The 9716-nt window shown below is 38.3% G+C and carries 12 protein-coding genes; 9 read left to right on the top strand and 3 right to left on the bottom strand.

The window, feature by feature from the left end:
- On the top strand, nucleotides 1-185 hold a 185-nt coding region (locus K1X82_13655), incomplete at its 5' end, for a hypothetical protein (GenBank protein ID MBX7183151.1).
- Nucleotides 186-583: 398 nt separating this feature from the next.
- On the opposite strand, the gene K1X82_13650 is transcribed toward K1X82_13655, so the two are convergent.
- Entirely contained in the window at nucleotides 584-1360 is a 777-nt protein-coding gene (locus tag K1X82_13650; protein ID MBX7183150.1) for a DUF2807 domain-containing protein, read from the bottom strand.
- Between the two features lie 86 nt (nucleotides 1361-1446).
- Here K1X82_13650 and K1X82_13645 point away from each other — a divergent pair, with 86 nt between their 5' ends.
- Nucleotides 1447-1635: a hypothetical protein gene (locus tag K1X82_13645; protein ID MBX7183149.1), complete on the top strand. Its 189-nt coding sequence runs from the start codon at nucleotides 1447-1449 to the stop codon at nucleotides 1633-1635.
- Nucleotides 1636-1638: 3 nt separating this feature from the next.
- Here K1X82_13645 and feoB read toward each other — a convergent pair whose 3' ends face one another.
- Both feoB and K1X82_13635 read right to left on the bottom strand, forming a co-directional pair.
- Nucleotides 1639-3732 carry a ferrous iron transport protein B gene (feoB, locus tag K1X82_13640; GenBank protein ID MBX7183148.1) on the bottom strand — a complete coding sequence of 698 codons (2094 nt, stop codon included), beginning with the start codon at nucleotides 3730-3732 and terminating at the stop codon, nucleotides 1639-1641.
- 3 nt (nucleotides 3733-3735) lie between these two features.
- The gene (locus K1X82_13635) at nucleotides 3736-3972 is read right to left on the bottom strand and encodes a ferrous iron transport protein A (protein MBX7183147.1); all 237 of its coding nucleotides are present in this window, start codon (nucleotides 3970-3972) and stop codon (nucleotides 3736-3738) included.
- Between the two features lie 184 nt (nucleotides 3973-4156).
- Here K1X82_13635 and K1X82_13630 point away from each other — a divergent pair, with 184 nt between their 5' ends.
- From K1X82_13630 to K1X82_13600, 7 genes are all read left to right on the top strand, one after another.
- Nucleotides 4157-4966: an AAA family ATPase gene (locus tag K1X82_13630; protein ID MBX7183146.1), complete on the top strand. Its 810-nt coding sequence runs from the start codon at nucleotides 4157-4159 to the stop codon at nucleotides 4964-4966.
- Nucleotides 4963-5862 carry a ParB/RepB/Spo0J family partition protein gene (locus K1X82_13625; GenBank protein ID MBX7183145.1) on the top strand — a complete coding sequence of 300 codons (900 nt, stop codon included), beginning with the start codon at nucleotides 4963-4965 and terminating at the stop codon, nucleotides 5860-5862. The genes K1X82_13630 and K1X82_13625 overlap by 4 nt, the downstream gene beginning before the upstream one ends.
- Entirely contained in the window at nucleotides 5862-6482 is a 621-nt protein-coding gene (locus tag K1X82_13620; protein MBX7183144.1) for a hypothetical protein, read from the top strand. Before K1X82_13625 ends, K1X82_13620 begins: the two co-directional genes overlap by 1 nt.
- Before the next feature lie 93 nt (nucleotides 6483-6575).
- Nucleotides 6576-7298, top strand: a complete 723-nt coding sequence (gene dapB, locus K1X82_13615; protein ID MBX7183143.1) for a 4-hydroxy-tetrahydrodipicolinate reductase — start codon at nucleotides 6576-6578, stop codon at nucleotides 7296-7298.
- A 25-nt stretch (nucleotides 7299-7323) separates the two neighbouring features.
- Nucleotides 7324-8436, top strand: a complete 1113-nt coding sequence (lepB, locus tag K1X82_13610) for a signal peptidase I (protein ID MBX7183142.1) — start codon at nucleotides 7324-7326, stop codon at nucleotides 8434-8436.
- A gap of 101 nt (nucleotides 8437-8537) precedes the next feature.
- The gene (locus tag K1X82_13605; GenBank protein ID MBX7183141.1) at nucleotides 8538-9299 is read left to right on the top strand and encodes a hypothetical protein; all 762 of its coding nucleotides are present in this window, start codon (nucleotides 8538-8540) and stop codon (nucleotides 9297-9299) included.
- A 2-nt stretch (nucleotides 9300-9301) separates the two neighbouring features.
- Nucleotides 9302-9716, top strand: a 415-nt coding sequence (locus K1X82_13600; GenBank protein ID MBX7183140.1) for a 1-acyl-sn-glycerol-3-phosphate acyltransferase, incomplete at its 3' end; no start/stop codon positions are given.

Below are 9716 nucleotides of genomic sequence, written 5' to 3'. Positions count from 1 at the left end.
AGCTCATCGTAACCAACCTTAAACTGAAATTTTATAGAAAGGCTGCCTTGCAAAATGGGAAACAAATAACAGAAAGTGTAAATTTGGATTGCCAGAGAGTACATCGTCCCTTCTTTGGAGCTCAAGTAATTGCTAATCTAAGGTCTGCTGAAAAAATCAGTAACAACGGAAAGACTATTTTTTAATTTTCCTATTATGCGGGCCCCCTCCGCCTATGGAGTTGTTGCTAAATTCAAATAACTTGCACAGGCGTTCGGGTCACGCTATCGGCTGTAGTCCAAGTCAACTACGCTAAATCGCTACGTTGGCTTGGAGCTACTTGCCTCTATCGTTGCCCGATGCGCTACCTATCTGATGGTCGCTAAACTAAAGCATCACTGTTTCTATCAGTTCTTTGTCTGAGCTTACTATTCAAGGCTATGCGTTAGTGCTTGGGTTTTGAAAAATACCTAACTGCCAGGGTTTTCCGAAAATGACAGAATTGCAGCACATGAAAGGATTTCAAAGTGACATAAGGAATTCCATTCAATGGCAAATTAATGGAAATAGTGATTGGAGTACTTTCCCCATTAATTATTAATCCTTAAGGGATTTGGATTAACCTTCCGGTTGATGTTTCTTTTTTGTAAACTATTTGAGGATTGTTCCGGTAATATACATTTCCTTCCCAATAAATCTTTGCACTGAGTTGTTCCTTGGCATTCACGTAAACATCGCCGGGTAGATAGGTTTCCACTGAGGCAAATTGAGTCTCTAAATTTTCAGCCCTTACCAAACTTGTTCCGTCGCAATATAGTTCCAAACCTCCCGACTTGCCCGATAAATATAAGTTTCCAATAGAAACTAGTACTCTTCCGTAGATCCAATCAAAATTGCCATTTAATCGTATATCTCCACTACCTAAGATCCGAATATCAATGGCATGACCCTTAATGTTTATAGTATCTTGATTGGTAATGTCTGCTACTCCTAAATTATTAAGCGCAGATATATCCTTAAAATGAACATAGGCATTTACCGGAACATTTAACTTTCTAACCCAATTACAATGATTTTCATTTTTTAAAATCAAAGCCCTGTTCTCCACTGTTGATCTGATTTTGGGTATCAAATTTTCCCCGGCTTCAATTATTACCTTATTCAAGGTATCCTGAATAAGAATGATATTTACATTGTCCTCTAATCGAATACTATCAAAATCACTTACAAATCTTTCTTCTCTGGCAATGCTTCCTGTGCTTTTAAAGCAATCTTCCACAGTGTCCTTGCAGGAAGATATACCTAGTATTAGGAGGCACCAAATGCTGGCATAAATGAAGGATTTAAGGTGTTGCAAAATAAATGTTCGTGTCTGATGCAAAAGTGCAGGATTTTTTTTCACATTTGAAGGCGAAATAAAATTTTAAGAATCTCGTTTCTCTTTTATATTTGCCCCGTAGGAAATCAATGAAGCGTTTATCAATTTTACTGGCCATTATAACCCTTGCTGTTATTGTTGAAGGTTGCGGGTCTGGATACCACCCCGGTGCTACAGGCTACCATTATAGCCATAAACGCAGACCTGTTAAAAAACTTTATAGTTCCAAACGCCATCTTTTTGAGTATACAGGGAACCGAAAAAGTCCTTTTTGGTAGGGCCTAAGAAAATAATTGATAGGCTATCCACGAGGATATCCAGGCTATAGCACCCATCCAAAAAAATTGCATTAAAGGCCATTTCCATGATTTGGTTTCGGATTTAACTACAGCCAAGGTACTCATGCATTGCATGGCAAAAGCATAAAAAACCATTAGTGAAATTCCGGTCGGCAAATCAAAGTACAGACGATTACTGCCTTTTCGCCTTTCCATTTTCATACGTTCTAATAATAATACCGGTGTTTCGTCTGTTTCTTCAACACTGTAAATGGTGTTCATTGTTCCTACAAATACTTCACGAGCAGCAAATGAAGTAACTAAGGCAATACCTATTTTCCAATCAAATCCCAATGGCTTAATTAGTGGCTCTAGGCCTTGACCTAATTTGCCGGCAAAGGAATGTTCTAATTTTTCTGACTTGAACTGCTGCATAGCCAATAAACTATCCTTGGGGTTTTCGGTGATTCTATTTTCATACTGTTGTTGTACCTGTGCCATTTCATCGGATGGACCAAAGGATGCCATTGCCCATAAAACAATTGAAATAGCCATTATTACTCCTCCGGCTTCACCTAAAAAGGACTTAATTTTGGTATAAACTGAAATACCTACTGATTTCCACCTTGGTGAACGATAGGGTGGAAGGTCAAATGCAAATAGAGTGTTTTGGTCTTCTTTTATAAACCCCTTAATTAAAAAGGAAATAACCAAGGCCATGATTAATCCAAGAAAGTATAAGGAAAGTAAGGTTAAACCTTGGTAACTTAAAATGCCTAAAATACTTCCGGAAGGTATCACCAGGGCTATCATTAAGGTATAAACCGGTAAGCGAGCGCTACAACTCATAAATGGAGTAACCAAAATGGTCAAAAGTCTTTCTTTAGGGCTACCAATAGTTCGCGTGGCTAAAATGGATGGAACCGCACAGGCTATTCCACTAATCAATGGAATAATCGACCTTCCATTGAGTCCAAATGGTCGCATAACCTTGTCCATCATATAGCTGACCCTGGCCATATAACCGGTTTCTTCTAATACAGAAATAAATCCAAACAGCAATGCAATTTGAGGTATGAAAATGACAATTCCGGTAATGCCTGCCAAAACTCCATCCAATAACAAATCCTTTAGTAGGCCAGGATTTAACATGGATTTTAATTCAGATCGTACACCGGACATAAGGTAGTCAATCCATTCCATTGGCCACTCACTTAAAAGGTATACAGATTGAAAAACAACTAAGAGGATGACAAAAAACAAAAGCAATCCAAAAAATTTATGAGTCAATAGCTCATCCATTTTCCCGGAAAAATTTTTATTGGGAAGTTCCGTTTGGCGAGTAGCTGTTTCCTTGAGTTCTTGTAAAAACTTAAACCTTAATATCGATTCCTGCCGTTGTGCAACCTGGGGCTCAAACGATGATTCAATTAGATGAAGGTTAAACTTTTCTTTAAGATCATTGTTTTTTTCTAATCTGGCGAAATGGTTCGCAAAATAAAACCCGGCAAATCGGGAAGGTAAACCTTTCTGCGCCTGAAAATAGGCCGATACACCATGGTCGATTAAATCAAGGTTTACAAAGTTTTTTGTTGAAAGGCTAAACCCTTTCGATACCTGTTCTAATAAAGAAGGAATTCCGAAACCTGATCTTGCACTGATTGGAATGATTGGAACTCCAAGGTTTTCAGAAAGCAGTTCCAGATTAATTTCAATACCTTTCTCCTTGGCAACATCCATCATGTTTAGCGCAATTAAACAGGGAATATTTAATTCAAGTACTTGGGTTAAAACAAATAAACTGCGTTTAAGATTAGAGGCGTCTGCCACTAAGATAACAGCGTCAGGAAAATCCGGATGTTGGGGATTTGAAAGAACACTAAATACAACTTCTTCATCGGGTGACTTAGGATTGATACTATAAGTGCCGGGTAAATCAATAAAGGAATAAGATTCTCCATGAATTTTTGCCGAACCTTCAATTTTTTCTACTGTAACTCCCGGGAAATTGCCAACCTTTTGATTTAATCCGGTAATCGCATTAAATAAAGTGGTTTTTCCACAATTGGGATTCCCTATGAGCGCAATCTTTTTCAATACTTAATCCTTCAATTTTTCAACAAGCACTAATTCCGCATCTTGTTTGCGAATGCATAAGTCAGTGCCGGTAAGTGAAAGCCTCATGGGGTCTCCAAATGGTGCAAACCCTAACATGGTAATATCTTCCCCTGGTAATAATCCTAATTCCATTAACTGGATACTCATGATGTGATCATCTAAACCAATAATTTTGGCCTTGTCCCCAATTTGTAACAGGTTTAATGTTGTTGGTTTCATTTAAAATGATCAGGGCAAAAGTAAAGAATAGAATTGCACTATTTAGAATCTATCTAAATTTCATTCATAGTAGGTATTTTTCTGGGTTATCAACAAAGATTTAACATTGCTCTTGTTGATAATAAACCATTCCAAAATCAGTTAATCCCAAACCTACCAGTTAACTTTGCAAAAATTAAAATTCATGGCAAAAATTATTGCTATTGCCAATCAAAAGGGAGGAGTTGGAAAAACTACCACGGCTATTAACTTGGCTGCTAGCTTGGCTGTATTGGAATACAGGGTGTTATTGGTTGATGCCGATCCCCAAGCAAACAGTACATCAGGCGTTGGTTTTGATCCTAGAAATGTGAAAACGAGTATTTATGAATGTATCATACATGATATAGATCCGGCAAGCATAATTTTGAAAACAGAAACCCCTAACTTGGATTTATTGCCTGCTCATATTGATTTGGTAGGTGCTGAAATTGAGATGATTAATCTCCCAAGCAGGGAACAAATGATGAAAGCTTCTCTTGCTAAGGTAAGCGATCACTACGATTTCATTTTTATCGATTGTTCCCCTTCCCTGGGTTTGATTACTATTAATTCTTTAACCGCAGCCAATTCTGTAATAATTCCTGTACAATGTGAGTATTTCGCTTTGGAAGGCTTGGGTAAATTGTTGAATACCATCAAAATTGTTCAAAGTAGGTTAAATCCTGACTTGGATATAGAAGGTATCTTACTTACCATGTTTGACACCCGTTTGAGCTTAAGTAGACAGGTGGTGGAAGAAGTAAAAACACATTTCCAGCAAATGGTTTTTGATACCATTATTCATCGAAATACCAAACTGGGTGAGGCTCCTAGTTTTGGACAAACCATCATTATGCACGATGCGGAAAGTAAAGGAAGCATCAATTATCTGAATTTGGCAAGAGAAATTCTTCAAAAAAATAACATGACCTTGCTAAGTGATGATGAGAAAATTATTGAAATAGAAGAATGAATCCTAAAAAATCTGCACTTGGTAGAGGGTTAAGCGCATTGCTTGAAAACCCGGGAACCGATATTACATCGCGCAATAATACTCCTAGCACTTCCCCTGTGGCCGGAAATGTTAGTTCTATTCCGATTGCCCAAATCGAAACTAATCCTTTTCAACCTAGAACGCATTTTGATTTGGATGCTTTGCACGAACTTGCAGATTCCATCAAACAATTAGGCATCATTCAGCCTCTTACCGTTCGAAAACTTGGTTATGATAAATACCAATTAATTTCAGGCGAAAGACGTTTTAGAGCCTCTCAACTGGCAGGTCTAACCGAAGTGCCTGCCTATGTTCGAATAGCCAACGATCAATCCATGTTGGAGATGGCCCTGGTTGAAAATATTCAACGAGAAGATTTGGACGCCATGGAAGTTGCTGAATCGTACAGGCGGCTTGTTGAAGAGTGCAATTTAACTCAAGAACAACTGAGCGAAAGGGTGGGTAAAAAAAGATCTACCGTTACCAATTACTTGCGCCTTCTTCGCCTCCCTGCCGAAATTCAATTGGCTATCCGTACCAGACAAATTTCAATGGGCCATGCCCGAGGACTCGTAAATGTGGATAGTCCTGAACAACAATTGGCAATCTTTAAGAAAATCCTGGAGGATGGCCTGAGTGTTAGACAGGTTGAAGACGAAGTGAAAACCGCTTCTCTTAAAAAGAAAAAGAAGCCCACGCCTGCTAGAATTCAAATGGCTCTTTCTTTCGAAATTCAAAAAATAAAAGAAGATCTTAGTCAAACTCTTGAAACTAAGGTTACTATCCGTAAAAATGACCAGGGTGGGGGAGAAGTGGTAATTCCGTTTTTATCAGATGATGACCTACTTCGAATTTATTCCATTATTGAACCCTAATGGATTTTCTTTCAAATTTCAAAAAGTTCCTCGCACAATCCCTTTTCCTTGGAGTTTTTTGTAGTTTCTTTATCCTTGCCTCTTCTTATTATTCTATTGCCCAATCGCCTGATTCGGTGAAACAAGCCCAACAGTTGGATACCCTAGCTCTCAAAAAGAAAAAGCATTCCCCGGCTTTGGCTACCGTTCTTTCTTCAGTTTGTCCGGGGGCAGGTCAGATTTATAATAGAAAGTATTGGAAACTGCCAATCGTTTGGGGTGGAATGGGGGCCTTTGGTTATTTGTTTTTTAGTCAAAATACGAAGTACCAGGATTATAAGAAGTCCTTAATTGCCAGGTTAGACGATGACCCACTAACGGTGGATACTAAATATACCCAGTATACAGATGCCCAAATAAAGCAATTAAAGGAAAATACCGGCTATAACCGTGATTTAATGGCCGTTCTTGCCGGACTTTTTTATGTGCTTAATATCGTAGACGCCAATGTGGATGGGCATTTGTATGATTTTGATGTAAGCGATAATTTGAGCCTTAAAATTCAACCGGCTACCTTGCCTTTGTCTAATTCATATGGTTATGCACCGGCTGTTTCGGTATCATTAAATTTCAAAAAGTAAACTTTCTAACAAACTTTGTGAACAATTCATCAATAATCTGATTGTAGCTGGATTCTGATTATTAGTTTTGCAGCAATTAGAATCATTCATCTAATGAAGGTCGCTATTCTAGGTTATGGTAAAATGGGAAAGGAAATTGAAAAAGTTGCCTTGTCTCGTGGTCATACTATTGGCGTAATCATTAATACCGATGAGGAATGGTTCGACAAAAAAGGTTTGTTAATTAAGAATGATATTGATGTTGCTATTGAATTTAGTACACCTAAATCGGCAGTGCGCAATATCACTCAATGTTTCGAAGCAGGTTTGCCTGTTGTAGTAGGTACTACCGGTTGGTTGGATGAATTGGATCATGTAAAACAATTGTGTATAGATGGAGACCATACCTTGTTTTACGCCTCAAACTTTAGCCTGGGTGTTAATATCTTTTTTGAACTTAACCGTAAGCTTGCTCAAATGATGAATAAACATCCCGATTATATTCCGGATATCGAAGAAATTCATCACAAACAGAAATTAGATAGCCCCAGCGGAACAGCCATAACCATTGCAAATGAAATGGTTCGCAACTTAAGCGGTAAAGTAGCCTGGACTAATCAAACCAATTCCCGAAACGATGAAATTCCTATTATTTCTAAACGAATAGATGATGTACCGGGAACTCATATCGTTTCCTATGCATCCGAAGAAGATAAAATTGAAATTAAACATACCGCCTTCGGTAGAAAAGGCTTTGCCTTCGGGGCCTTGCTAGCCGCCGAATTCGTAAAAGGAAAGGTGGGTATTTTCGGAATGAAAGATATGTTAGGTTTCTAAACACAAAACAGGTTATACCAATCCCATGGTTTTCGAAAAAAAGAAAGAACAAAAAACAGATCCTAAAAAAGCTCAAAAGCTGAAAAAATCACCTTTGAGAGAATGGATCGATGCTATTTTATTTGCTGTTGTAGCGGCTACCCTCATTCGAATGTTTTTTATTGAGGCATATACCATTCCTACTTCCTCCATGGAAAAAAGCCTTCTTATTGGCGATTTCCTTTTTGTAAGTAAAGTAAATTACGGTCCAAGAGTTCCTAATACTCCGCTTTCTTTTCCTTTTGCCCATCATACCATGCCTTTATTAGGTACTCAATCCTATTTGGAATGGATAAAACTACCCTATTACCGTTTGCCCGGGTTTCAAGATGTTAAAAACAACGATGTCGTCGTTTTTAATTATCCCATGGAAGATTTCCGACCCGTCGATAAAAGAGAAAATTATATCAAACGCTGCATTGGTATTCCGGGCGATACCCTTTCCGTTGTGAATGGCGAAGTGTTTATCAATGGACATTTAAATGCTAAACCGGAAAAAATGCAGTTTAATTACAGCATTAAAACCGACGGAACCACCTTTAATGAACGCAGTCTAAGAAAATATGATATAACCGAGTTCTATCCCACCAGCAACTTTGGTGATTATAACATGACCCTAACTAATGAAAACTTGGAACATGTTAAGTCCTTTCCGAATGTACAATCGGTTGGATTGCAACTTCAACCCAAAGGTCAATACATGGATTATATTTTCCCGCACGATCCAATTGTGCCTTGGAATGTCGATAATTTTGGACCTTTGTATATCCCTAGAAAAGGTGCCACTATTAACCTCGATGCCAAAAATTTAGCCATTTACAGAAGAGCTATACAAGTTTACGAAAATAATAAAGTGGAGGTTGTAAACGGGAAAGTCATTATTAACGGGAAAGAAACCACCTCTTATACCTTTAAATTAGATTATTACTTTATGATGGGTGACAACCGACATAACTCTGCTGATAGCCGTTTTTGGGGATTTGTACCGGAAGATCATGTAGTGGGTAAAGCTGTTTTCATCTGGTTGAGCCTGGATGGAAACGAATCTAATATCTTCAAAAAAGTTCGTTGGAGAAGGCTGTTTAACCTTATCCATTAATTCCAATGAATTGCCATCTCCGTTATTTATTGGTACTTGGCCTTACCTTGTTCTTGAACTTTACAAGTTGGGCTCAATTGCCAAAAAATAATATTTGGCTCATGGACGTTGTTCAAGATAAGGAAGTTGTATCTCTTTCCAATCCTCATCTGATAACAAAGAATGGAAATTATGACAATCAACCTTATTTTACAGCCAATTCCACCGGACTTCTTTATGTATCGGAGCAAACCAATTCTCAAACGGATGTATTTTATTTTGATTTCTCAACCAATGCTTCCACTCCAATAACGAATACCCCCGAAAGTGAATATTCAGCCAAAGGGTCATCTCTGCAACAATTTACTTGCGTTAGGGTTGATTCAGACAGCGCACAACGGTTGTACCAATACAATCAAGCAGTACCTAAACAAATATTCACTAAGTCAGATAGTATGGGATACTACAGCTTGGTTGATTCTAAATGCATTTTCTTTAAAATTACCGAACCTGCCTCTATTTGGTTGGCTGATTCTCTTTCTGAAAAGCAACTTTCGGGTATTCCGGGTAGGTGTTTTGTTAGCAACCCTGCCGGAACCGAAGCTTGGTTTACTCAAAAACTGGGCGATGGTTTTTTGTTGATGTATTACAAAAACAAGAATATCGGAATTTCAATCAACTTGCCTGATAAAGCAGAGTTTTTCGATTATTGGGATGCCAATCATTTACTAATTAATACCGGTTCCAAACTTATACTGTTGAATTGGTCCACCGGTACTAAAATCGATATTCCTTTTCCTACTACCCTACCGGCCTTTACCAAAACCCGTTTGTCGATTAGTCCCGACCATAAACATTTGGCTTTGGTAGTTGCCGAACAATAAACATGAAAAAAATTGCCCAATTCATTTTTAAGTTAGCCGGCTGGAAAGTTAGCTATACACCTGCTCCCGAACACAGCCGCTGTGTCATGATTGCTGCTCCTCATACCAGCAATTGGGATTTTTTCTTTGCCCGTTTGGCCTTTTTTATCATGGATGTGAAGGTTAGGTACATGATTAAAAAGGAATTAATTGTATTTCCGGTGGGCTGGATTTTTAAAGCATTGGGTGCAATTCCGGTTGATCGTTCAAAAAAGGGTGGTTTAGTGGAATCGAGTATTCAGCTTTTCAATAAACACAAGGAGTTAGTGGTTCTTATTCCGCCTGAAGGTACCCGTGGTAAGGTTGAAAAATGGAAAACAGGTTTTTACCATACTGCCGTAGGTGCCAAAGTGCCTATTGCCCTAGGTTACCTCAGAT

The sequence above is a fragment of the Bacteroidia bacterium genome, assembly GCA_019695265.1.
GTDB lineage: Bacteria > Bacteroidota > Bacteroidia > JAIBAJ01 > JAIBAJ01 > JAIBAJ01.
This window is presented reverse-complemented; position numbering and strand designations above follow the sequence as displayed.

Excerpts from the sequence above, each read along its gene's own strand:
- K1X82_13645 (MBX7183149.1), top strand. The coding sequence starts at position 1,447 with ATGAAGCGTTTATCAATTTTACTGGCCATTATAACCCTTGCTGTTATT.
- K1X82_13635 (MBX7183147.1), bottom strand. The coding sequence starts at position 3,972 with ATGAAACCAACAACATTAAACCTGTTACAAATTGGGGACAAGGCCAAA.
- K1X82_13630 (MBX7183146.1), top strand. The coding sequence starts at position 4,157 with ATGGCAAAAATTATTGCTATTGCCAATCAAAAGGGAGGAGTTGGAAAA.
- K1X82_13625 (MBX7183145.1), top strand. The coding sequence starts at position 4,963 with ATGAATCCTAAAAAATCTGCACTTGGTAGAGGGTTAAGCGCATTGCTT.
- K1X82_13620 (MBX7183144.1), top strand. The coding sequence starts at position 5,862 with ATGGATTTTCTTTCAAATTTCAAAAAGTTCCTCGCACAATCCCTTTTC.
- dapB (MBX7183143.1), top strand. The coding sequence starts at position 6,576 with ATGAAGGTCGCTATTCTAGGTTATGGTAAAATGGGAAAGGAAATTGAA.
- lepB (MBX7183142.1), top strand. The coding sequence starts at position 7,324 with ATGGTTTTCGAAAAAAAGAAAGAACAAAAAACAGATCCTAAAAAAGCT.
- K1X82_13605 (MBX7183141.1), top strand. The coding sequence starts at position 8,538 with ATGGACGTTGTTCAAGATAAGGAAGTTGTATCTCTTTCCAATCCTCAT.